23 protein-coding genes are annotated in these 23508 nt (G+C 62.9%); 20 read left to right on the top strand and 3 right to left on the bottom strand.

Annotated elements, in window-relative coordinates; genetic code table 11:
• Positions 1-117: 117 nt before the first annotated feature.
• The 10 genes from nadA (at position 118) to PY254_RS15045 (ending at position 9915) form a co-directional block, all read left to right on the top strand.
• On the top strand, positions 118-1143 hold the full coding sequence (gene nadA / locus PY254_RS15090) for a quinolinate synthase NadA (RefSeq protein WP_281012856.1): 1026 nt from the start codon (positions 118-120) through the stop codon (positions 1141-1143).
• The gene (locus tag PY254_RS15085; protein ID WP_281012855.1) at positions 1140-2588 is read left to right on the top strand and encodes an L-aspartate oxidase; all 1449 of its coding nucleotides are present in this window, start codon (positions 1140-1142) and stop codon (positions 2586-2588) included. The genes nadA and PY254_RS15085 overlap by 4 nt, the downstream gene beginning before the upstream one ends.
• A gap of 129 nt (positions 2589-2717) precedes the next feature.
• A complete protein-coding gene (gene fabA, locus PY254_RS15080; RefSeq protein WP_281012854.1) occupies positions 2718-3233 on the top strand; it encodes a bifunctional 3-hydroxydecanoyl-ACP dehydratase/trans-2-decenoyl-ACP isomerase in 516 nt (171 codons plus the stop codon).
• 1 nt (position 3234) lies between these two features.
• Positions 3235-4443, top strand: coding sequence for a beta-ketoacyl-ACP synthase I (fabB, locus tag PY254_RS15075; RefSeq protein ID WP_281012853.1), 1209 nt, complete (start codon positions 3235-3237; stop codon positions 4441-4443).
• Positions 4444-4504: 61 nt separating this feature from the next.
• Positions 4505-5164 carry a PAQR family membrane homeostasis protein TrhA gene (locus tag PY254_RS15070; protein WP_281012852.1) on the top strand — a complete coding sequence of 220 codons (660 nt, stop codon included), beginning with the start codon at positions 4505-4507 and terminating at the stop codon, positions 5162-5164.
• Positions 5165-5239: 75 nt separating this feature from the next.
• Entirely contained in the window at positions 5240-5992 is a 753-nt protein-coding gene (deoC, locus tag PY254_RS15065; protein ID WP_281012851.1) for a deoxyribose-phosphate aldolase, read from the top strand.
• On the top strand, positions 5989-7323 hold the full coding sequence (locus tag PY254_RS15060) for a thymidine phosphorylase (protein WP_281012850.1): 1335 nt from the start codon (positions 5989-5991) through the stop codon (positions 7321-7323). The genes deoC and PY254_RS15060 overlap by 4 nt, the downstream gene beginning before the upstream one ends.
• The gene (locus tag PY254_RS15055) at positions 7320-8528 is read left to right on the top strand and encodes a phosphopentomutase (protein ID WP_281012849.1); all 1209 of its coding nucleotides are present in this window, start codon (positions 7320-7322) and stop codon (positions 8526-8528) included. Before PY254_RS15060 ends, PY254_RS15055 begins: the two co-directional genes overlap by 4 nt.
• A 10-nt stretch (positions 8529-8538) precedes the next feature.
• Positions 8539-9255: a purine-nucleoside phosphorylase gene (deoD, locus tag PY254_RS15050; protein WP_281012848.1), complete on the top strand. Its 717-nt coding sequence runs from the start codon at positions 8539-8541 to the stop codon at positions 9253-9255.
• A 162-nt stretch (positions 9256-9417) separates the two neighbouring features.
• Positions 9418-9915: a DnrO protein gene (locus PY254_RS15045; RefSeq protein ID WP_281012847.1), complete on the top strand. Its 498-nt coding sequence runs from the start codon at positions 9418-9420 to the stop codon at positions 9913-9915.
• Positions 9916-10050: 135 nt separating this feature from the next.
• Here the strand turns inward: PY254_RS15045 and PY254_RS15040 are convergent, their stop codons facing one another.
• The 3 genes from PY254_RS15040 to PY254_RS15030 all read right to left on the bottom strand — a co-directional run bounded on the left by PY254_RS15040 (position 10051) and on the right by PY254_RS15030 (position 11991).
• Positions 10051-10386, bottom strand: coding sequence for a cupin domain-containing protein (locus tag PY254_RS15040; RefSeq protein ID WP_281012846.1), 336 nt, complete (start codon positions 10384-10386; stop codon positions 10051-10053).
• Between the two features lie 67 nt (positions 10387-10453).
• A complete protein-coding gene (gene fdxA, locus PY254_RS15035; protein WP_281012845.1) occupies positions 10454-10777 on the bottom strand; it encodes a ferredoxin FdxA in 324 nt (107 codons plus the stop codon).
• A gap of 227 nt (positions 10778-11004) precedes the next feature.
• Positions 11005-11991, bottom strand: a complete 987-nt coding sequence (locus PY254_RS15030) for a universal stress protein (protein WP_281012844.1) — start codon at positions 11989-11991, stop codon at positions 11005-11007.
• A 441-nt stretch (positions 11992-12432) separates the two neighbouring features.
• On the opposite strand from PY254_RS15030, the gene PY254_RS15025 reads away from it, so the two are divergent.
• The 10 genes from PY254_RS15025 (at position 12433) to tatA (ending at position 23500) form a co-directional block, all read left to right on the top strand.
• Positions 12433-13542, top strand: coding sequence for an NAD(P)/FAD-dependent oxidoreductase (locus tag PY254_RS15025; RefSeq protein WP_281012843.1), 1110 nt, complete (start codon positions 12433-12435; stop codon positions 13540-13542).
• A 75-nt stretch (positions 13543-13617) separates the two neighbouring features.
• Complete coding sequence (locus PY254_RS15020; RefSeq protein ID WP_281012842.1) at positions 13618-13923, top strand: high-potential iron-sulfur protein; 306 nt, start codon at positions 13618-13620, stop codon at positions 13921-13923.
• Between the two features lie 68 nt (positions 13924-13991).
• Positions 13992-15059: an FAD:protein FMN transferase gene (locus PY254_RS15015; protein ID WP_281012841.1), complete on the top strand. Its 1068-nt coding sequence runs from the start codon at positions 13992-13994 to the stop codon at positions 15057-15059.
• On the top strand, positions 15059-17266 hold the full coding sequence (locus tag PY254_RS15010) for a NosR/NirI family protein (RefSeq protein ID WP_281012840.1): 2208 nt from the start codon (positions 15059-15061) through the stop codon (positions 17264-17266). Before PY254_RS15015 ends, PY254_RS15010 begins: the two co-directional genes overlap by 1 nt.
• Before the next feature lie 47 nt (positions 17267-17313).
• A complete protein-coding gene (gene nosZ / locus PY254_RS15005; protein ID WP_281012839.1) occupies positions 17314-19314 on the top strand; it encodes a TAT-dependent nitrous-oxide reductase in 2001 nt (666 codons plus the stop codon).
• Between the two features lie 131 nt (positions 19315-19445).
• Positions 19446-20690, top strand: a complete 1245-nt coding sequence (locus PY254_RS15000; RefSeq protein ID WP_281012838.1) for a nitrous oxide reductase family maturation protein NosD — start codon at positions 19446-19448, stop codon at positions 20688-20690.
• Positions 20674-21612, top strand: coding sequence for an ABC transporter ATP-binding protein (locus PY254_RS14995; protein ID WP_281012837.1), 939 nt, complete (start codon positions 20674-20676; stop codon positions 21610-21612). Before PY254_RS15000 ends, PY254_RS14995 begins: the two co-directional genes overlap by 17 nt.
• On the top strand, positions 21609-22442 hold the full coding sequence (locus tag PY254_RS14990; protein ID WP_281012836.1) for an ABC transporter permease: 834 nt from the start codon (positions 21609-21611) through the stop codon (positions 22440-22442). The genes PY254_RS14995 and PY254_RS14990 overlap by 4 nt, the downstream gene beginning before the upstream one ends.
• Before the next feature lie 2 nt (positions 22443-22444).
• Positions 22445-23179, top strand: coding sequence for a nitrous oxide reductase accessory protein NosL (locus tag PY254_RS14985; RefSeq protein ID WP_281012835.1), 735 nt, complete (start codon positions 22445-22447; stop codon positions 23177-23179).
• Positions 23180-23263: 84 nt separating this feature from the next.
• Positions 23264-23500 (top strand): twin-arginine translocase TatA/TatE family subunit, encoded by a 237-nt coding sequence (gene tatA / locus PY254_RS14980; RefSeq protein ID WP_281012834.1) that lies wholly within the window; start codon positions 23264-23266, stop codon positions 23498-23500.
• Positions 23501-23508: the final 8 nt, after the last annotated feature.

Here is a 23508-nt window from a genome sequence, read left to right as displayed (position 1 = left end):
CCGCCGGGTCCGCGCATGGCGATCACTCGCGCAGCGCGTTTTTCCTGCGCCGACCCTTCCGCACCGCGCGGCGAGCTCGTCTGACGCGTTGCGCTTTTCCCTGGATCAACGACCACGATGACTGACCTCGCAACCTTGCCCGTGCCGGTCTGGCGCGACGAACTCGAACACGAATATGCGGCATTGGCCGAACGCCTCGAGCCGCTGGTGCCGTGTCTGGAAATTCCGCTGCACCTGCCGTGGATCGACGCGATCAACAAGCTGAAGAAGCAGCGCGGCGCAGTGATCATGGCGCACAGCTACCAGTCGCCGGAAATCTTCCACGGCGTGGCGGATATCACCGGCGATTCGCTGGGGCTGGCTCAGGCAGCCGCCAACTGTGACTCCGACCTGATCGTGCTGTGCGGTGTGCACTTCATGGCCGAGAGCGCAAAGATTCTCGCGCCCGAAAAGACCGTGTTGATTCCGGACCTGGAAGCCGGCTGCTCACTGGCCTCGTCGATCACTGCGGCTGACGTGCGGGCTTTGCGCGCACAGCACCCGGGTGTGCCGGTGGTCAGCTATGCGAATACCTCTGCAGCGGTGAAAGCCGAGTCCGATGCGATCTGCACCTCGGCCAATGCCGTGCAGATGGTCGAGTCGATCGGCACGGACAAGGTGATTTTCCTGCCTGATGAATTCCTGGGGCGCCACGTCGCCAGCCAGACGAAAGTCGAGCTGGTGTTATGGCATGGGCGCTGCGAGGTGCATGAGAAGTTCACCGGACAACAGGCGCGACATGCGCGCGAGCAGTTCGGCGCGAAGCTGGTGGCGCACCCGGAATGTTCGCCCGAGGTGCTGGCCGAAGTCGATTTCGTCGGTTCCACCACCGCGATGGGCAAGTGGCTGGAGCGTGAGAAGCCGGCTCGCGTGGCGTTGATCACCGAATGCTCGATGGCTGACAACCTGCGCTCACAATTCCCGGCAACGCAGTTCATCAAGCCGTGCAACCTGTGTCCGCACATGCAGCGGATTACCTTGCAAAACATTTACGCTTGCTTGCGCGACATGAAGCATGTGATCGAAATTCCTGCCGATGTCAGCCTGCGTGCGCGTGCCGCGCTGGAACGCATGCTGGCGGTGGGCCGGCGTGAAAGCGTGTGAGACACGCGCACCTGCCAATCGTGGTGGTCGGCGGCGGTGTGGCTGGGCTGGCAACCGCGTTGTCGGCGGGGCCAGCATCGGTGCGCTTGCTGTGTCGCGCCCATGATGGCTGCGGCAGCGCCAGTGCGCTGGCGCAGGGCGGCATTGCCGCAGCGCTTGATCCGCAGGACACGCCAGCTGCACATGCCATCGATACGCTGGCAGCCGGAGCCCATCATAACGACGTGGCGATGGTGCAATGGCTGACTGCCGAAGCTTCTGCGGCGATTGCGTGGCTGCAGGCGCAAGCGGTGGCATTCGATCGCGATAGCGCTGGTGATCTGCAGCTTGGTCGTGAAGGCGGACACGGCCAAGCACGCATCGTGCACGCCGGCGGCGACGCCAGTGGCGCCGCGCTGGTGCTTGCGTTGCGTGCGCAAGCGCAGGCGGCCGCGCATGTGCAGTGGCGTGGTGGCGTGGATGTTGATGGTCTGCTGATGCAGGAAGGACGCGTGGTCGGCGTGCGCACCTGCGATGAGCGCGGTCGCCATGAACAGGTCGAGGCGGCCGCCGTGGTGCTGGCCACCGGTGGTATCGGCGCCTTGTATGCGCGTACCAGTAATCCGCCAGGCGCGGATGGTGCCGGCTTGGCGCTGGGTCTTGCGGCGGGTGCCGAGGCGCGCGACCTGGAGTTTGTGCAGTTCCATCCCACCGCGCTCGATGTGCCGGGTCACTGTCTGCCATTGGTTACCGAGGCCTTGCGTGGTGCCGGCGCACGATTGCTCGATGACCACGGCCATGCGCTGATGGCCGGCATTCATCCGCAGGGTGATCTGGCCCCGCGTGATGTGGTCTCGCGGCGCGTGGCTGCCGTGCGGGCGGCGGGTGGACGGGTGTGGCTCGATGCCACTGCTGTGGCTGGTGATTGGGAACAACGCTTTCCGACCGTGCTGGCGACTTGTCTGGCGCACGGGTTTGATCCACGGCTTGCCGCGCTGCCAGTCACACCTGCGGCACACTTTCACATGGGCGGTCTGGCCACCGACGCTGACGGGCGCACCAGTGTGCCGGGTCTTTATGCGGTGGGCGAGGTGGCCTGCAACGGTGTGCATGGCGCCAACCGGCTGGCCAGCAATTCGCTGCTGGAGGGTGTGGTTTGTGGACGTCGGCTGGGCCGTTTGCTGGCGAACGCGGATGCGCCGGTGATCCGTGATGAACCCATGCAACTGGTCGAACGTGGCAACAGCCTGCCCGCTGCACAGCTCGCGGTCTTGCATGAACTGCTGTGGCAGGCGGCCGGCCCGGTGCGTGAATCCACCTCCTTGCGCGATGCCTGGCGCATCTGCACCGCGCTGGCCCCGGCTGGCTGGCAGGCACGTCTGGCCAAGGCCTTGCTGCGCGCCATGCGGTTGCGGCGGCAATCCCTGGGCGCCCATTGGCGCGAGGATCGGGGCTGCCCGCATTGAAACAATGGCATCACGCGGCGAGTTTCACGCTCAATGCGCGTGCGTACGGCGCGAGCCATACTTGATGGGTGTCAAGACAGAAAGCCATCCAACTGGCACACTTGGCTTTCCTCACCCCGCGAGTACCCCATGACACGTCCTTCCTCCTTCGACTACGAACAGCTGCGCTCCTGCGGTCGCGGCGAACTGTTCGGTGACGACAACGCGCGTCTGCCTTCGCCTCCGATGCTGATGTTCGATCGCATTACGGAGATTTCCGAAGAAGGCGGTGCTTACGGCAAGGGTCACATTCATGCCGAAATGGACATCCATCCGGACCTGTGGTTTTTCGGTTGCCACTTCATCGGTGACCCGGTGATGCCCGGTTGCCTTGGCCTCGATGCGATGTGGCAGCTCAGCGGTTTCTTCCTGCCATGGCTGGGTGAACCCGGTCGTGGTCGCGCGCTCGGCGTGGGCAACGTGAAGTTCTCCGGCCAGGTCATGCCGACGGCGAAAGTGGTGCGTTATGAAATTGACATCCGTCGCGTGATGCGCGGCAAGCTGCGCCTGGTGATTGCCGATGGCAAGACCTTCGTCGATGACCGCCTGATCTACGAGGCCAGCGACATGCGCGTCGGCCTGTTCCAGACTACCGAGGGTTTTTGAGATGCGTCGTGTCGCAGTAACCGGCATGGGTATTGTGTCCTGCCTGGGCAACACGCTGGCCAGCGTGACAAGTGCGTTGCGTGAAGGCCGCAGCGGTATCCATGAAGTGCCTGAGTACAAGGAACTGGGCTTGCGCAGTCATGTCGCCGGTGTGCCTCAGATCGACCTGGACGCCGAGATCGACCGCAAGCTGAAACGCTTCATGGGTGATGCCGCTGCATACGCTTACGTGGCCATGCGCGATGCCCTTGCCGATGCCGGGCTGGCGCTGGAACAGATTCGTCATCCGCGTATCGGTGCGATTGCCGGTTCCGGCGGCGGTTCGCCACGGTGGCAGATTGAAACGGCCGACCTGCTGCGCAACAAGGGCGTGCGCAAGATCGGTCCGTACATGGTGCCGCGTACGATGTGCTCGACGGTGTCGGCGACGCTGGCGACTGCGTTTGGCATTCTCGGCCTGACCTATTCCATCTCTGCCGCCTGCGCCACGTCGGCGCATTGCATCGGTGCCGCGGCTGACCTGATCCGCCATGGTGCGCAGGACGTGGTGTTTGCTGGCGGTGGCGAAGAAGTTCACTGGGGCATGACCTCGCAGTTCGATGCGATGGGCGCGCTGTCCAGCGGTCGCAACGAAACCCCCGCATCCGCTTCGCGTCCATATGACGTCGGCCGTGATGGCTTTGTCATCGCCGGTGGCGGCGGCATGCTGGTGCTGGAAGAGTACGAGCACGCCAAGGCACGCGGCGCACGCATCCATGCCGAGCTGGTGGGTTACGGCGTGACGTCGGACGGTGCCGAGATGGTCGCCCCGTCGGGCGAAGGCGCGGTGCGCTGCATGCAGATGGCGATGGCCAATGTGGCGGCGCCGATCGATTATCTGAATACCCACGGCACCTCTACGCCGCTGGGCGACATCATCGAGCTCAACGCGGTGCGTGAGGCGTTCGGTACGGCGGTGCCGCCACTGTCTTCGACCAAGGCATTGACCGGCCATTCGCTCGGTGCAGCCAGTGTGCACGAGGCAATCTACAGCCTGCTGATGCTCAACGACGGCTTCATGGCTGGTTCGGCCAACATCGACGAGCTTGATCCGCGTGCCGAGGGCTTCCCGATCCTGCGCGAGAGTCGGGCGGCCAAGCTGGCTACGGTGATGTCGAACAGCTTCGGCTTCGGCGGTACCAACGGCACATTGGTATTTGCCAAGGTCTGAGTCTGCAAAGCGGCGGCTGACCTCGTGGCAGCCGCCCATTCCTCCAAGAGTTTCCCCCTGCATGTCTTCGCCAGTGGCTTCAACACTCTCGCGTGATTCCACGCTCGGCGAAGAGATCGCCAACAGCATCAGCCACGGCCTCGGCTTGCTGCTGGCGGTGGCCGCCCTGCCGATCCTGATCATTGCCGCATGGCACAGCGGCAGTACCACCGCGGTGGTGGCGTCGGCGGTGTTCGGCGCCAGTGCCGTGCTGCTGTATCTGGCGTCCACGCTGTATCACGCCATACCGCATCAGCGCATCAAGGAGCTGTTGCAGCGCTTCGATTACGCGGCGATCTACTTGTTGATTGCCGGTACCTATACGCCGATTGCGTTGGGTGTCCTGCGCGGCAGTTGGGGCTGGTCGATGCTCGGGGTGATCTGGGGGCTGGCCTTGCTGGGTGTGATCTTCAAGCTGGCGGTGGGCGCACGCTTCCATCGGCTGTCCACCGCGCTGTACGTGGCGATGGGTTGGGCGGCGCTGATCGCCATTCGCCCGCTGTGGCTGCACATGGCGCCGGGTGGTCTGGCATGGCTGCTTGCTGGCGGGCTCGCATACACCCTGGGCGTGGTGTTCTTCCTGCTGCACGAGCGCGTTCGCTACAGCCACTTCATCTGGCATTTGTTCGTGCTGGCCGGTACCGGTTGCCACTACTTCACGGTATTGCGCTACACCTTCTGATCGGCTTGCCATAGATCAAGGGAGGGGCCTTGCGAGTGTCTTACGCTTCACGGGAACTGATCCGTGGAGTAGCCCGTGTCCATCGATGCCCCCAGTCCGCGTGCCCTGGCACTGCGTCTGTTATCCCTGCTTGACCTGACCAGCCTGGGCGAGAATGACACGCCGGCGCAGATCGAGGCCTTGTGTGCATCCGCCACGGCGGCCCCATGCCTGCCTGCCGCGGTCTGCCTCTACCCCGAGCACATCACCACCGCACGCCGTTGCCTGCAGGGCACGACGGTAAAGGTGGCCACGGTCGTGAATTTCCCCGATGGGGCGGGTGACCCGGCCAGGGTGGAGCGCGAGACGCAGCGTGCGCTGGGTGCGGGCGCCAACGAGATTGATCTGGTGTTGCCGTATCGGTGCCTGCTGGATGGCGACGAAGCGTGCGTGCGCACGGTGGTCAGGTCTTGCCGTGCGGTGTGCACGGATGGCGTGGTGCTGAAACTGATTCTGGAAACCGGCGTGCTGGCGACGCCTGGGTTGATCCGTACTGCGTGCGCGATCGGTCTCGAAGAAGGCGTGGATTTTCTGAAGACCTCGACCGGCAAGGTGCCGGTCAATGCAACGCCGGCCGCCGCGGCCGTGATGCTCGATGCGATTGCCGCCGACGGTGGTCGCTGTGGCTTCAAGGCCGCCGGCGGCATCCGCACGCTGGCGGACGCGACCATGTATCTGCAGATGGCTGAGACGCGGCTGGGCGCGGGCTGGAGTGATCCAGCGCACTTCCGGATCGGTGCCAGCGCACTGTTCGGCGAACTGTGCACGATCGCATCGTCCGTCGCATGAATGGCTTGTCCGCCGCCAGTCTTATTCGTCGCAAGCGCAACGGTGAACGGCTCGAGCCGGCAGAGCTGCGCGCGGTTGCACAAGGTATCGGCAACGATACGTGGAGCGAAGGTCAGGTCGGCGCGTTCGCGATGGCGGTGGCCTGGCGCGGCATGGGCGTGGAGGAGTGCCGCGACTTTACCCTGGCGCTGCGCGATTCCGGCCAGCAACTGCGCTGGGATGATTTGCCTGGCCCGGTGCTGGACAAGCATTCCACCGGCGGTGTGGGCGATGGCGTGAGCCTGTTGCTGGCACCACTGCTGGCCGCGTGTGGCGGCTATGTGCCGATGATTTCCGGACGTGGTCTCGGCCACACCGGCGGCACGCTGGACAAGCTGGAAAGCGTTGCCGGGTACAACGTGCATCCCACCACCGCGCACTTGCGCGAGGTGGTCCACGCGGCGGGTTGCGCGATCGTCGGTCAAGGCGCCGATTGGGTACCGGCAGACCGTCGGCTGTATGCGGTGCGCGATGTCACCGCCACGGTGGACGTAGCCGAGTTGATGGTCGCCTCGATCCTGTCCAAGAAGCTGGCCGGTGGCGCGCAGGCGCTGGTGCTCGACATCAAGACCGGCAACGGTGCGCAATTGCCGGGCATGGCTGCAGCGCGGGCTCTGGCCGAACGCATGCTGGCGACAGCACGCGGCACCGGGCTGGACATGCGCGCGGTGTTCAGCGACATGGATCAGGTTCTGGGTCGCGAAGCCGGCAATGCGCTGGAACTGCGCGCGGCACTCGACCTGCTGTGCGGTCGTGGCAACAACCCGCGACTACTCGCGTTGACGCTTGAGCTGGCTACCGAATTGCTGGGCATGGGTGGCCTTTGTCATGACCGGGCCGATGCAGACAGCCGGCTACGCGCAGCGCTGTCGTCGGGTGCGGCGGCGGAACGGTTTGCCCACATGGTGTCGCTGTTGGGTGGGCCGGCCGATTTGCTGGAACGTCCCGAAGCCTATCTTGAAGCGGCGCCGGTGCAGCAGGCGGTGCTGTCGCCGATGTCGGGTCATATCGCGGCAGTCGACGTGCGTGCGTTGGGGCAGGTGGTGGTGGATCTGGGCGGCGGGCGCACCCATCCGGGTCAGGCGATCGACCATGCCGTGGGCCTGGCTGAGGTGATCGGGCGCGGTGACGCGGTCGAGCAAGGGCAGCCGCTGGCGATCGTGCATGCACGCAATGCAGGCGCCGCGGGCAGGGTCGAGGCACGCGTGCGTCAGGCGTTTCGCCTTGCCTTGAAGGCGCCGCCGCTGGAGCCGCTGTGGCATTGGCACGTGCCGACGGAGTGTGTGGGATGAGTCGCGTGATCTGGTTGGTGCTTGATTCGCTGGGGCTCGGCGCTGCGCCCGACGCGGCTGACTACGGTGACGCCGGCGCTGACACTTTTGGACACATTGCTGCCGCCTGCGCCGCTGCAGCACGCGGCCCATTGCGTCTGCCACATTTCACCCGACTGGGCCTGCCACAGGCGCACGCCGCAGCGCATGGTCGGGCCGCCGCCGGATTTGAAAACATGCCTGCGCCGGAAGCGTTGTGGGGCCACGCGGTGGAACGTGCGCGCGGCAAAGACACACCGTCTGGTCACTGGGAAACGGCTGGCGTGGTGTTGACCGAACCGTTCGGCGTATTCGGGCAGGCTGAGGACTCGTTCCCCTCTGAACTGTTGCAAGCGTTGGTGGAACAGGGCGGGCTGCCCGGCGTGCTCGGCAACTGCCATGCTTCCGGTACTGAAATCATCCAGCGGCTGGGTGCGGAACATCTGAGCAGTGGTCGCCCGATCGTCTACACCTCGGCCGATTCAGTGTTTCAGATTGCCGCGCATGAAGAAGCGTTCGGACTTGAGCGTCTGTATCGCGTATGCGAACTGGCGCGTGGTTTGCTGGCGGACTACAACATCGGCCGGGTGATCGCACGGCCGTTCACCGGCAACGCGGACGCCGGTTTCAGCCGCACCGTGAACCGGCGCGACTATGCGTTGCCGCCACCGGCGCCCACGCTGTTCGATGCCTTGCAGGCCGATGGCGGCGAGGTGATTGCGATTGGCAAGATTGACGACATCTTCGCCCACTGCGGCGTGTCACGCGTCATCCACGCCTATGGCCACGATGCGCTGTTCGACGCCACGCTGACGGCGATGGCGCAAGCCAGCAACCACCGTTTGATCGCCACCAACTTTGTCGACTTCGACATGGTGTATGGCCACCGTCGTGACGTGTTCGGGTACGCCGCCGCGCTGGAAGCACTGGATGCGCGACTGCCCGAACTGCTGCACGCGCTGCGCCCGGGTGATCTGCTGGCGATCAGTGCCGACCACGGCTGCGATCCAACCTGGCCGGGCAGCGACCACACCCGTGAATGCATTCCTGCGTTGGTGCATGGGCCGGGGCTCGGTGCGCGCGCAGTCGGCCAGCGCAGCAGTTTTGCCGACATCGGTCAGACCATGGCCGCGCATCTGGGGCTGCCGCCGTTGGCGGCAGGTCGCAGTTTCCTGCTTCCCGATTGATGGCCGACACATGACCACACCTCACCTCGATGCAGCCCCTGACCTGATCGCCGACACCGTGTTGCTGCCCGGCGATCCGCTGCGTGCACGGCATATCGCCGACGCCCTTTTCGACGATGCGCGCGAGGTGAACACGCGGCGCAACATGCTCGGCTACACCGGCCACTATCGCGGCATGCGCGTGTCGGTGATGGGTAGCGGCATGGGCATTCCCTCGTGTGCGATCTACGCCACCGAGCTGGCGCGCGTGTTCGGCGTGCGCCGCATCGTGCGCGTGGGCACCTGCGGTGGCGTTGGTGATATCGAGCTGGGCGACATCCTGGTGGCGCAGGCGGCATCGACCGATTCCAACTTCAATCGCCTGAATTTTGGTGGCCACGACCTCGCCGCCTGCGCGGATTTCGAACTGACTCGGGCGGTGGTGGATGGAGCTCGTGGACGTGGCATCGGCGTGCGTCTTGGCGGTGTCTTCAGCACGGATTGTTTCTACGCCGGTGATCCACAATTGACCGCGCACATGCTGGCGCACCGCATCCACGGCATCGAGATGGAGTCAGCCGGACTTTACGGCGTGGCGATGCGCGAAGGCTTTCAGGCGTTGTCGGTGCTGACCGTCAGCGATCATTTGCAGCGTGATATCCACATGCCGCCGAATGAGCGTGAGCAGGGGCTGACGCGGATGACCGCGCTGGTGCTGGACAGCCTGTTGCCGACGCCCGAAGGCTGAGTGGGGTGGCAGGACACGCATCTGCCTGACCCGCACGCGGCCTGCGGCAGCTGGTCGCAGTGCCAGTGACGCTGCGGTTGATGTGGGTCAGCCATGGACGCGTGCCCGCGGGTTAGCATCGTTCCATCCGCGGCATCCATGCCGCTTGCCGGAGTATTCCGCATGAAACACCTTCGCACCGTTCTGGTACTGGCCTGTGGCCTCGGCCTCGCTGTTTCGGTACAGGCCGCACCGCAGCACACGCACGAGCACCATGCTGCACCGGCGACTACCACACCCGCGGCATCACCGGCGCAGCACTGGGTACCGGATGCTTCGTTGCGAGAAGGCATTCGCCGTGCCTACACCGCAGTGGACCAACTGCGCCATTACGAAATGGGTCACATGAGCGCGCCGATGGCAGTCGATCGCGCTGTGGAAGTGGAGGACGCGGTGACTTTCATGTTCACCCATTGCAAGCTGAGTGCCGAACCCGACGAGGCCTTGCACGGCATTCTGGCGCCGCTGCTTGGTGCAGCACAGGCGCTGCAGTCCAATCCAAAAAACGTCAAGGCGGTAGCCGAGATGCGTGAAGCGCTTTCGCACTATCCGCACTATTTCAATGATCCGGGCTGGAACAATCCAGCGCCGGCGATGCAGGAAATGCACGACGAGCCTTGAGTCGTGCCTGGGTGCGACTTGTCCTGACCTCAACGTGCAGCCCGTTGCACCGAACATCCGGCTGCGTGCTCATGCCTTTGTAGCGCGCTCAGCAGTGAGCAAGTACCGGAGACCTTCGCCCGTGCCGAAGGTCTCTCATGCCAGCTTGCCCGATACGATCGTCACCAGCACCGAAGCGTCCTCGATTCCCTTGAGAGCATGCGGGACGTCTCCGCCGAGGTAGACGAGCTCGCCCGCGTGCAGCAGCTGTGTTCGCTCATGCGAGGTGAATTCGACAACGCCTTCGAGACACTGAATGGTGATCCCGTCGCGCACCTTGTGTTCAGCGAACGCGTTGCCCGCGAGCAGGACATATCGAAACACCTGAAGGCGTGGAGTCTTGACCAGGGTAACCGGGATTTCCTGCTTCAGCTTTTCGCCAAGCGGCCGAACGTCAACAATTTCGCCAGATGCGGCGTGATGAAGTGCCATGAGATTTCTCGATTGGGAGGATTGGCTATCAAACGGTGACAGCAACTGGTTACCCAGCTACTCGTGATCAACGCTGCAGCTGTGGCAGTTTCGTTGCAACGCCGTTCCATTGGTCGGCATCCGCGGGCGCCGGGATCTTCGCGTCGATCACCGGCCACGATGGAGCCAGTTCGGCGTTGATCTGCACGAAGTGCTCCAGACCGGCCGGGATATCTTCTTCGAGGAAGATGGCATCGGCCGGACATTCGGGTACGCACAGCGTGCAGTCGATACACTCTTCCGGATCGATGGCGAGAAAGTTGGCGCCTTCGTGAAAACAATCGACCGGACACACCACGACGCAGTCGGTGAATTTGCACTTGATGCAATTGTCAGTGACTACGTGAGTCATGGTTGCAGCGTACTCGTGTATTGATCAACAAACTCAGATGGCGAGCTGGACGCTTTTATCTGCGGCCCGACGATCAAATGAGGCCTAGGCTTGATGTTGTAGGCGGAGCTTGATTCAGGGCAATTGCAGTTGCTTGCCAGGGTACTGTTTTGATCGCGTGACGGTCCAAGGCAATACTTTTCGCGATCGTCGAGCTTCGTCTCGATGAGAACACTGCCGACTGCTCGTCAGTGCGAAACCAGTGCAGACAAGTCTCCATATAGCAGCAGATTGTGGGTCACCCCACCCAGCACCCATTGGCGGAAGCGGCTATGTCCGTAGGCGCCGGCAACGATCAAATCGATACCCTCTGTCATGGCGACCTCAGCGAGCTGGGGCCCGTTGCGCCCGTGCTCGGCGAGCGTCATGCCTTGCGCTGGCACCTGGTGTCGCTTGAGCCAACTCACCACATCTGCCACGCCGTGTTCGGCCTGCTCGATGTCCTTCTTGTTGGCGATCTGAACTAGCACCACGCGTTCGGCCATTTGCAGCAATGGCAACGCATCGGCCACTGCACGCCGCGCTTCGCGGGTATCTTTCCAGCCAACGAGTATCTTGCGTGCCTTGAACTCGGTGATTGCCGGAGGAATGATCAACACGGGCCGTCCCGATTGCATCACCAGATCGCCAATATTCAGATAGGGCGTGCCGCGTGTCAGCGATTCGCGGTAATTGGCCGAAGCAATCACCAAATCGGCGCTGCGCGTCTGGCGGATCACGGACGCTTCCAGCGGACCGGGGTGCAGTATGGAACGCCATTCGCATTCGATATGACGTCCAGATCCCTGGAAGACGGCCAGCGCCGCCTGCCTGGCCGCTTCCATGGCCTCGATGAGTTCGCCGTGGCCCACGTCGACCACGCCGCCCGGAATCCCGCCGACGTCGTAGTCGACCCCAACCAGTCGGCAGGCTGAAACGCCGAGCACGCTGGCATCAAGGCGCTCGGCCAAGTCTGCAGTGATGTGCAGCAGGTGCGCATTGTCAGCAAACGGGTCCAGGTAAACCATCAGGGTCGCATACATGACGACTCGCTCCTTGTGTGGGCGGACAGGTTCGCCATTCAGACGAGGGTCGACGGCGTGAAGCCGGACTCTACTCCCGCAGATGTGTCGTTCAGGCGAAGCGCAAGTTGATTGGAATCGCTTCGCGGTCTGAAGGACCGACCAAATGGTCATCTGGCGTCACCAACGAGCAGGGCAGCTGGAGCAGAGGGTGGACAGACGAGGGTCGGCGGCCTCTCCGCCGCGACGGAGCCGGGCCTATGGGTAGTTTCCGACCCTACCGAAGCAGCGCTGTCGGCCCTATCGTCACTCTCCAGCGACTACCGACGAGTGCGCGTGGTTCGAAAGGCCTGCGTGGTTTCTTTTCAGCTGACGCTTCTCGCGCGACATCAGGGTTAAAGGCCATGAGGGCTGCTGTGACACTGATGAAGGTGTTGGTTTGCAAAGACGGCAGCGAATTGAAATGCCTCGCGATGACGATTGAAACGCATTCCTTGATGCGGCATCACGCCGCACGCCACGAAGCCAGTGGAATTGACTGGCGTCAAGAGTCCGTGCGTCTTTGTGGCTCAGGCTTTCATACAAGCTATGGACTCGCGTGAGGTATGCATTTCAGTGAATGATGTGGCGATTCGTACCGACGCGGTTATCGTCGGAGCTGGTCCGGCAGGTCTGTTTCAGGTATTCGAGCTCGGATTGCTCGGGTTGAGTGCGCATGTCATCGACTCGATGCCGCAGGTCGGTGGTCAGTGCATCGAGCTCTATCCGGACAAGCCGATCTATGACATTCCGGCCGTGCCTGCGTGCACGGGGCGAGAGTTGATCGAGCTCCTGCAAGTGCAGATCCGGCCCTTCGCACCGCAGTTTCATCTGGACGAGACGGTCTCGCTGGTGCGGCGCATGGACACCGGCCGTTTCGAAGTTGCCACGAATACCGGTACGCGCTTCGACACGGGCGTGGTGATCATCGCCGGCGGGCTGGGCGCGTTCTCGCCGCGCCTGCTCGACATGCCGGAGGCTGCCAGCCTCGTCGGCAAGTCGCTGCACTACAAGGTCACGGATCCCCAATTCTTCGACGGCAAGGATATGGTCATCGCCGGTGGTGGCGATGCCGCACTGGACTGGAGCCTGGCGCTGATCGATCGTGCACGCAGCATTGTGCTGGTACATCGGTCCTCCAAATTCCGCGCAGCGCCGGCCCACGTCAAGCGTATGCAGGAACTGTGCGATGAAGGTCGCATGCAGTTTCTCGAAGGTGACATCGTGGGGCTGGAGACAGCGGAGGATCAGCTCAAGTCGGTGCGTGTGCGCGTGGGCAGCGGCGTGGTGCGGCGCATCGAGACGGAGCAGTTGCTGGTGTTATGGGGACTGCACCCCGCGCTCGGCCCGATCGCCGAATGGGGACTGACGCTGGAGTATCACCAGCTAGCGGTCGACAACGCCACGTTCCAGACCTCGACGCCAGGCATTTTCGCGGTGGGCGACGTCAACAGCTATCCGGGCAAGAAGAAGCTGATCCTGTCGGGCTTCCATGAAGCGGCATTGTGTGCGTTCGCCGTCGGCGAATACCTGACTCCCGGCAAGAAGGTCCCGTTGCAATACACCACTACCAGTCCGCTCATGCGTCGACGGCTTGGCGTCAGCGTCGATGTTGACGCCGACTTTGCCGGTGTCACTCCGCAAACGCCCAGCTCTGCCGCCCCGAAACCGCTGGCTGGCCCGTGAAAGCGGAAGCGCCAGTGCAGACCGCTTGCCGACCGTCCAGCCCTAAACCTCTACCGCCACCACAGAGAGAGTCGCATGAAAGAGATCACTGACAACATCAATGAAAGTCGTCGTACGCTGATCCGCAGCGGTATCACCATCGCCGCAGTCGGTGCCGTTGCGGCTACCGGCTTGCTGAAGGCCGGGGCCGCACGGGCACAGGCGGCCAAGGCATCCCAGAGCGTGGCGATGTATCAGGCCACCCCGCATGGCGCGGACCAGTGCGACAACTGCATTCACTTCATCCCCGGAAAAACGGCGACGGACAAAGGTACCTGCAAGGTCGTCGAAGGTGACATCGCACCGAAGGGCTGGTGCGTGATGTATGCACGGAAAGCCTGAAGCAAGGCGGCCACTGCCTCACCTGCAAGGTTGGGTCGATTCATCCACAACTGTTGGAGGCTGATGTCATGCATGTTCCGGTAGCAGCGGAAGGCTTGGGTTCGCCTTCGCGTCGAAAACTCCTGAAGACCGTTGCCGGCGTGGCGGCAGCGGCCGGGCTGGTCAGCGGGGCGGGTTGGTTCGTGCTTCGGCGCGAACACAATCTGTTCGAGGTGCGCCGGGAACAGACGCTGATGCAGACGTCCGTGGCCATCACCTGCCTGTCGGACGACGTCGACCAGGCGGGCGTTGCGATCGATGCTGCATTCCGCCGCATGGCGGAAAGCGTGGCGGTGCTGACCCGGTTTGATCCGGTCAGCCCGGTGGCGCGTCTGAACCGCGACGGCCGTCTGGATCAGCTGCCGTCCGAGTTGAGAGAGGTTCTGCAGCGGTCGCTGGCGATCTCGGCGGTGACCGAGGGCGACTTCGACATCAGCGTGTTGCCGGTGTTGCGCTATTTCGAATCGATGCGACAGCCTGCGGTACTCGATGCCCGCGCTCGCGAGCAGATCGCTCAACGCGATCAGTTGATCAACTACCGCGGGATCGTGCTGGATGCGCAGGGCGTGCGTTTCAGTCAGCCCGGCATGGCGGTGACGCTGGATGGCCTGGCCAAGGGCTACGTCATCGATCAAGGCATCGCTGCATTGCAGGCTGCCGGTATCGAGTACGCCCTGGTCGATGCCGGCGGCGACGTGCGCGCGATCTCCGGCACCAGCCTGAAGCGGCAATGGCATGTCGGCATCGTCGATCCGGGCAGGATCAATCAGGTTGCGTCCATCGTTTCCCTGCGCAACGCCGCGCTGGGCACGTCTGGCAACTACCGGATTTTCTATTCGTCCGACAAGAAACTGTTCCATGTGATCAACCCGCATACCGGCTACTCGCCACTGAACTATTCCAGCGTCACGGTGATGGCCGAAACCTCGGTGGATGCCGATGCGATGAGCGTGGCCGCTGCCTCGATTCCGCTGCCGCGCTTGCGTGAAGTGATGGCGGCGCAGAACGACCAGTGGCTGGTTTTTTCCAGAGACGCTCGCAGCAGCTGGCGTTCGCGCGACCTGCCGCAGGTTTCCGGCCAGGCAGAGGTGGTCTGATGCGCGCCCTGTTGATCAAGAATTCGGGTCGCCGCGCGAGTCGTTTTGGCAGCCGGCTGTTGATGCTGGGCATGGCCTGCCTGCTGATGCTGGTATCGCTGGACGCGGTGGCCGGCATCGATCAGAAATTCCCCGAGGTGAAGGGCTACTTCCCTGCCGCCACGCGCTTTGATGACATCACCGGCAAGCCGCCGGCCGCTGCCGTCTACAACGGCGACAAGGTGATCGGTTACGTGTTCGAGTCGGTGATGGTGGCGCCGGTGCCGGCGTACTCGGGTGATCCGGTCAACATCCTGGTGGCGATCGACCAGAACGGAAAGATTCTCGGCACCAAGGTGCTCCAGCAGAACGAGCCCATCCTGCTGGTCGGCATTCCGGTGCAAAGGTTGTACGACTTTGTGGCGCGCTACATCGGCCACAACGTGAAGGACCAGATCGTGGTCGGTGGCAGCAGTGCGCCGGGCTCGATAAAGATCGACGCGATCAGCAGTGCCACCGTGACCTCGATGGTGGTCAATGAGACGATCATGAACGCCGCGCTGGAAGTGGCCGTGTCGCGGAATCTCGTCAGCGGGCGCAAGCCCACTGCCAGTGCGCCGGCGACGATCAAGACCGACTACTTCAAACCGTCGGACTGGACGCAGCTGACCGGCAATGGCGCGTTTCGCCGACTGCATCTTGATCGCGGCATGGTCGCTGATGCGTTCAAGGGCCAGCCGGAGAGTGGCCTGATCGATGATCCCACCGCGCCGGTAGCTGGTCGCGAGAAAGATGAGTTCATCGATCTCTACTACGCGGATATCACGCCGCCCACGGTGGGTCGTAACCTGCTGGGTGCTTCGGGTTACGCCACCATGATGCAGGGCCTCAAGCCGGGTGACGAGGCCGTCGCGGTGGTCGCCAACGGGCTGTACTCGTTCAAGGGCGTCGGCTATGTGCGCGGCGGCGTGTTCGACCGGCTGCATGTGATGCAGGCGGGCAAGCTGTTCCTGTTCAAGGACAGCGACTTCGTGGTGCTGGACCAGCCGGATCTGGCGGGGATGCCGTCGTTCAACGAGAAGGGCATCTTCATCCTGCGCCACGGGCAAGGCTTCAATCCCGGTGCACCCTGGACGCTGCAGTTGCTGGTGAACCGGCAGGTGGGTCCGCTGAAAAGCATCTACAACACGTTTTCGGGCAGCTATCAGATACCGGCCGACTACGTCACCCAGCCCACGGTCAGTCCGATCCCGGATGACGCACCGCTGTGGGTGAAGATCTGGTACGCCAAGCGCTTCCAGATCGCCGTGCTGGTGGCCGGACTGTTCTTCCTGTCGCTGATCCTGGTTTTCCAGGACTGGGTGGTCAAGCGGCCAAAGCTGCTGGAGCGCGTCCGCGTCGGCTTCCTGATCTACACCGTGGTGTTCATTGGTTGGTATGGCCTGGCCCAGTTGTCGGTGGTCAACATTCTCACCTTCGTCAATTCGGTGATGCACGGCTTCCACTGGACCACGTTCCTGATGGACCCGCTGATCTTCATCCTGTGGACCTTCGTGGCAGTGTCGCTGCTGTTGGTGGGACGCGGCGTGTACTGCGGCTGGCTGTGTCCGTTCGGCGCCATGCAGGTGCTAATCAACAAGCTGGCGGTGAAGTTCAAGGTGCCGCAACTGGAGCCGCCGTCGTACGTGCATGAGCGGCTGTGGGCGATCAAGTACGTGATCCTGCTGTTTCTGTTCGGCCTGTCGCTGCAGTCGGTGGGCCTGGCCGAGCGCTTCGCGGAAATCGAGCCGTTCAAGACCGCAGTTACGCTGCACTTCATGCGGTCGTGGGGCTACGTGCTGTTCGCCGTGGGCCTGCTGGCCGCAGCGGCCTTCACCAACAAGATCTATTGCCGCTACGTCTGCCCGCTGGGTGCCGGGTTGGCGGTTTCGGGGCGCTGGCGCCTGTTCGAGTGGCTGCGTCGGCGCAAGGAGTGCGGACATCCCTGCCAGGTCTGCGCGGTCGAGTGCGAGGTGAGGGCGATCAGCCCGCTGGGTCCGATCAACTACAACGAGTGTCACTACTGCCTGGATTGCCAGGTCACCTACAACAACGATCGCAAATGTCCACCACTGGTCGAGCGTCGCAAGAAGCGCGAGAAGCGCGAGGGCGCGTCGCGCCCGCTGCCGACGCCGGTATTCGTGGTGGGTGCGGAAGATGCCGATACGCCGGCGGAAGTACACGAGTAGCGCGGCGATCAGTTTGGGGTTCCATCACCTTTTGAGGAGCGACAGCCATGAGCGACAAGACCAACGACCAGAACCCGGAACAAAATGCCGGCCAGATCAGGGCACTGACCGAAGACGAGGTCGCGTCCTTGCCTGGCCAGCCGGGAAGCGCGTCGCGACGCAATTTCATGAAGGTCAGTGCGCTGGCGGGGCTGGCCGGGGCGGGCGGTGTCTTGCTGGCCGGCTGTGGTCGCGCTGCGCCGGGCGAACACGCGGCGACGGGCAAAGCCCATGCGGACGAACACGAAAAGCATGCGGATGACCACGAAAAGAAGTTGGAAAGCCACGAGGTGGCCCCCGGCAAGCTGGACGAGTACTACGGCTTCTGGAGCGGCGGCCAATCCGGCGAGATGCGCATCGTGGGTCTGCCATCGTTCCGCGAGTTGATGCGGATACCGGTGTTCAACACCGACTTCGCGGTCGGCTGGGGCATCACCAACGAGAGCAAGCGCGTGCTGGGCGAGAAGTTCCCGCGCGGTGGCGATCTGCATCACCCGCACATGAGTCAGACCGGCGGTCACTATGACGGGCGCTACCTGTTCATGAACGACAAGGCGGGCACCCGTGTGGCGCGCATCCGCTGCGATGTCATGCGTTGCGACAAGATCACCAAGATCCCGAACGTGCAGGCCATCCACGGCATGCGCGTGCAGCGTGAACCGCGTACCGGCTATGTGTTCGCCAACGCGGAATTCCGGATTCCCAGCCCGAATGACGGCCGCGACCTGGACGATCCGAAGAAATACCAAACCATGTTCTCGGCCATCGATGGCGACACCATGGAGATGGCGTGGCAAGTCATTGTCGACGGCAACCTGGACAATACCGATTGCGATTACGAGGGCAAGTACGCCGCCTCCACCTGCTACAACAGCGAAGGCGCGGTTGACCTGGCCGGCATGATGCAGAGCGAGCGCGACTGGGTGGTGGTGTTCAACATTGCGCGCATCGAGGCCGCGGTGAAAGCAGGCAAGTTCAAGACGATCGGCACGTCCAAGGTACCAGTGGTGGATGGTCGCCATGGTTCGGACCTGACCATGTACATCCCGGTACCGAAGAGTCCGCATGGCCTCAACGCCAGCCCGGATGGCAAGTACTTCGCCGCCAACGGCAAGTTGTCGCCCACCGTGAGCCTGATGGCGTGGAGCAAGGTCGACGACTACTTCGCCGGCAAGCTGAAGGACCCGCGTGATGCGGTGGTGGCCGAGCCGCAATTGGGCTTGGGACCGTTGCACACCGCCTACGACGGGCGTGGCAATGCGTACACCACGTTGTTCATCGACAGCCAGATGGCGAAGTGGAACATCCAGGATGCGATCGACGACTATGCGGGCAAGAAGACCAACTACCTGCGGCAGAAGCTCGATGTTGCCTATCAGCCGGGCCACAACCACACCTCGCTGGGCGAGACGCGCGACGCCGATGGCAAGTGGCTGGTGTCGCTGAACAAGTTCTCCAAGGACCGGTTCCTGGCGACCGGCCCGTTGCATCCCGACCTTGATCAGCTGATCGACATTTCCGGCGACCAGATGGTGCTGGTGGCGGATGAGCCGGTCTATTCCGAGCCGCATGACGCGGTGATCATCCCGGCCAAGATGCTGGCGGGGAAAATCAAGCGGAAGTGGGAGCGCAACGATCCGTTCTTCGCCGAAACGGTTGCCCAGGCCAAAAAGCACGGCGTCACCCTGGAGAGCGACAGCAAGGTCATCCGCGAGGGCAACAAGGTCTTCGTCTACATGACCAGTTCCGCGCCGAAGTACGGTCTGGACAGCTTCAAGGTGAAGAAGGGCGATGAAGTCACCATCGTGGTCACCAACGTCGACACCATCGAGGACCTGAGCCACGGCTTCTGCCTCACCGACTACGACCTCAACATGGAGATCAGCCCGCAGGAAACTTCGTCGGTGACTTTCGTCGCCGACAAGCCCGGCGTGCATTGGTACTACTGCACCTTCTTCTGCCATGCACTGCATCTGGAGATGCGCGGCCGGATGCTGGTGGAGGCCTGATGAATCGTGCGCTTTCCGCCGGATACTCGGCTGCGGCGGAAGGCGCACCTTATCGGGACGGTTCGAGCCGGGCTTCGAACAGATACCTTGCTTGCTGGTTCGTGTGGGTGCTTGCCGTCGTGGCGATGGCCATGGCATCGACGGTTCACGCTGAAGATGATCTGCAACATCTCGTTGCCGCGGCAGCACCTGGCACGGTCATCAAGGTCGCCCCCGGGGTGCATCACGTACATCTCGTGCTTGACCGAGCGGTCACTCTGGAGGGTCAGTCCGGCGCCATTCTCGATGGCGATGGCCAGGGCGACGTCGTGCGAATCCGGGTCGCCGGGGTCACCCTGCGCAACCTGACGATTCGCAACTCCGGTCGTGACCTCACGGCGATGAATGCGGGCGTCTATATCGAAAAGGATGTGGACGGTGCGGTCATCGAGAACAACCGGATCAAGGACATCCTTTTCGGCGTGTACCTGGACGGCCCGCAGCATGTGCGGGTGATCGGCAACGTCATCACCGGTATCGCCGAACTGCGCATGCCTGATCGCGGTGACGGCATCCATCTGTGGAACGACGCCTGGTGCGAGATCAGGGACAACGATGTGTCCGGAACGCGCGATGGCATTTATGACTACGTGAGCCACGACGACCTGATCGTCAACAACCATATCCATGAGGTCAGGTACGGCGTGCACCAGATGTATACCAAGCAGGAAACCCTGCAGGGCAATATCAGTTCGAACAACGTCGGTGGCATGGCCTTGATGAGTTCCAGTCACATGCGCGTGATCGACAACCATCTGGTGAATGATTCCACCTACGGCATCCTGTTCAACTATGTCACCTACAGTGACATCAGCCATAACGAGATCCGCGACATCACCGGTGATTTCACCGGGGATGGGCAAGTGATGGAGGGCGCCGAGGGCAAGGCGCTGTTCGTCTACAACTCCGAGTTCAACCGCATTCACGACAATTTGCTGGCCGACTCGCCAATCGGCGTTCACATCACCGCCGGCTCGCAGGACAACCACGTTTACGGCAACGCCTTCGTCAACAATCGCACGCAGGTGAAGTACGTGCAGAACGTGGCCGACGAATGGTCGGTCGATGGCAAGGGCAACTACTGGAGCAATTATCTCGGCTGGGATCTCGACGGCGACGGCGTCGGTGATGTGCCTTATCGGCCGAACGACGGCGTCGATGTGTTGCTGTGGAAGTACCCGAGCGCGCGCGTGTTGATGTCCAGCCCGTCCGTGCTGCTGATGCGCTACGTGCAGCGCGCGTTCCCGGTGTTCACCCCACCGGCTGTGCAGGACAGTCACCCCTTGATGCGTATTCCCGAAAAACTGCGAGCGAGCGCCGATGAACCACGCCGTTGAAATCTCCTCGCTGGCCAAGCACTACAAGGGCGTGGCTGCCCTGGCTGGCATATCGACGTCCGTACCAATGGGCAAGGTCGTCGGATTGCTGGGCCACAACGGTGCCGGCAAATCCACCTTGATAAAATTGATCCTCGGGCTGATCAAGCCGACCAGCGGCCACGTCGAGGTGCTGGGGCAATCGCCATGGGGCAGTCAGGCGGTGGCGCTGCGTCGACGTATCGGTTATCTGCCCGAGAGCGTGGCGTTTTACGGCAACCTTACCGGCAGCGAAGTGATCCGTTACCTGGCCAACCTGAAGCGCGCGCCACGACAACAGACCATTGAACTGCTGCAGCTGGTGGGTCTGGACTACGCGAAGGACCGGCGTGTTTCCACGTACTCCAAGGGCATGCGGCAACGCCTCGGTTTTGCCCAGGCCTTGCTGGCCTCGCCGGAGTTGATCGTGCTGGACGAACCCACCGCCGGTCTCGACCCGCAGGCCACGCGCGAGCTCTACGACATCGTGGGCAAGCTGCGCGCCGCAGGACACAGCGTGCTGGTTTCTTCCCACGTGCTGGCCGAGCTTGAGCCACACATTGATAGCGCACTGATACTGCGCCAGGGCGAGATGCTGGCAGCGGGCAGTATCAGCGAGTTGCGCAAGCAATCGGGGCTTCCTGGCGTGGTGGTGGTGCAGCTGAAGGACGCTGCCGATCCCGCGGCGTTCGCGCGGCAGACCGACGAGCTCGGTCTCAGCCAGTTGGCCAGACCCGATGGCCGCTTCGAGATCCAGATTGCCGAAGGAGGCAAGCTGGCGCTGCTGCAACGGCTCGCTGCCGACCCGGCGATTGCGGATATCGTGGTGCAGGAGGCTTCGCTGGCACGATTGTATGACCACCTCGGTGCGAGCACGAAACGAGACGCGGGACAAACATCATGAACAGCATGGCGATCATTGCCGGAAAGGAATTCCGCGACGACTTTCGCAGTCGCTGGACGATTGCCGTTGCCGTGCTGTTTACCGTGCTGGCCTTGAGCATCTCCTACTTTGGTGGAGCGGCTGCGGGCAAGGTCGGCTTCACGTCGTTCGATGCCACCCTGGCCAGTCTGACCACGCTGGCCGCCTTCGTGGTGCCGCTGATCGGACTGCTGCTTGCCCACGACATGGTGGTTGGCGAGCAGGACAACGGCACCTTGTTGCTGGTACTCAGTTACCCGATTTCCCGAGCCGAGCTGGTGGCCGGCAAGTTCGTCGGCCATTGCGCCGCGCTGGCCACGGCCACCCTGGTGGGATTCGGCGTGGCCGTGGCGATCATCCAGATCATGCAGCCAGAGGCGCGTTCGGTAGCCGCCTGGCTGAGTATCGGCAACTTCGTGTTGAGCGCGTCCATGCTCGGTGCAAGTTTCGTGGCGCTGGCCAGCGTGATCAGCGTCACCACCGCCGACAAGGCGCGGGCCGCGGGTCTGGCGCTGGTGACCTGGCTGCTCACGGTGATCATCTTCGATCTGTGTCTGCTCGCCGTGCTTGTATTGAGTGGCGGCAGCACGTGGGAGCAGTCGGTGTTCCCGCGCCTGCTCTACCTCAACCCGATCGACATCTTCCGTCTGATCAATCTCACCACGCTGGGTTCGGGTAGCGGCAACGAGCTGTTCATGGGTATGACCGCCACCCACGTGTATCCGCTCTGGGTCCTTTATCTGGCCCTGCTGCTGTGGGTCGTCACGCCGTTTGCGCTGGCGCAGTTCCTGTTTCGCCGGAAGGAAGTATGAAAATGTACAACGCATATCGGCATCGCAAGCCTTCCCGCTTCGCTGCCCGTGATGGCTTGCTGGCGGTGCTTGTCACCCTGTTGCTTGCGGCCTGCGGCAGCAACCAGCCCCCGCCGCAACAGGACGCACTGGACATCGACAAGGGTGATGCCTGTGCGGTTTGCGGGATGTATATCGATGCCGGGCCGGGTCCGCGCGGCGAGGCGTGGGTGCAGGGATACAAAGCGCCCCTGAAATTCGGTTCGACGCGTGACTTCTTTGCGTACGTGCTGGATCCGGAAAACCAGACCCGACTGCAGCAACTGCTGGTGCAGGACAGTGCGCAAATCAACTGGCAGCATCCCTCGAACGCGGCGGCGACCTTCGTCGATGCGCGTTCGGCCTGGTATGTGGCGTGGCAGCCGCTGACCGGCTTGATGGGTCCGACGTTCGCGTCGTTCGCCGCCCGTCAGGACGCGGATGCCTTCATGCGTGCACATGGTGGTGAGTTGCTGCGTTTTTCCGAGGTGACGCCTCAGCTGACCTCGTTGCTCGGGAGCGCCTGTCCAGTCCCCGGCTCGCCGGCTGCCCCCTTGGCCAAGGCATGTGTCGCGGCACCTCATGCTGCTTCCGGCTCGCCCTTGGCAGCACAGGACGAACACTTCGATCTGTTGCACAGAAGGCACACGGATCCGCTCGAAACAGACCCGGCTGCCCCGGGGCATCAGCACGCTGTAGCTGACGACAGGGCGCACTGAGATGCAGCAGGTCGACACGTTTGCGTGGCCGACTTTCCAGACCTCCTTGTCTTTCTTCCATCCCACATTGAATCAGGAATACCCATGAGCATTTGGCATCTACTTATCCTTGCCGTCGTGGTCGTGCTGATTTTCGGCACGGGCAAGCTGAGCAAGATTGGACCGGATCTCGGTGCGGCCATCCGGGGTTTCAAGAAAAGCCTGAATGGCGACGATGATGCGACGCGCGATGACGCCGCGTTGTTGCGCGCCGATCCGCAGTCCGCCGACAGCCGCCCCACCCCGCGGACGCCGGAAACTGTCGATGTGAAATCCAGGTAGGCCTAGTT

It is taken from the genome of Rhodanobacter sp. AS-Z3, assembly GCF_029224025.1.
Lineage (GTDB): Bacteria > Pseudomonadota > Gammaproteobacteria > Xanthomonadales > Rhodanobacteraceae > Rhodanobacter.
The sequence above is the reverse complement of the archived record's forward strand: the minus strand, read 5'-3'. Positions and strand labels throughout refer to the sequence as shown.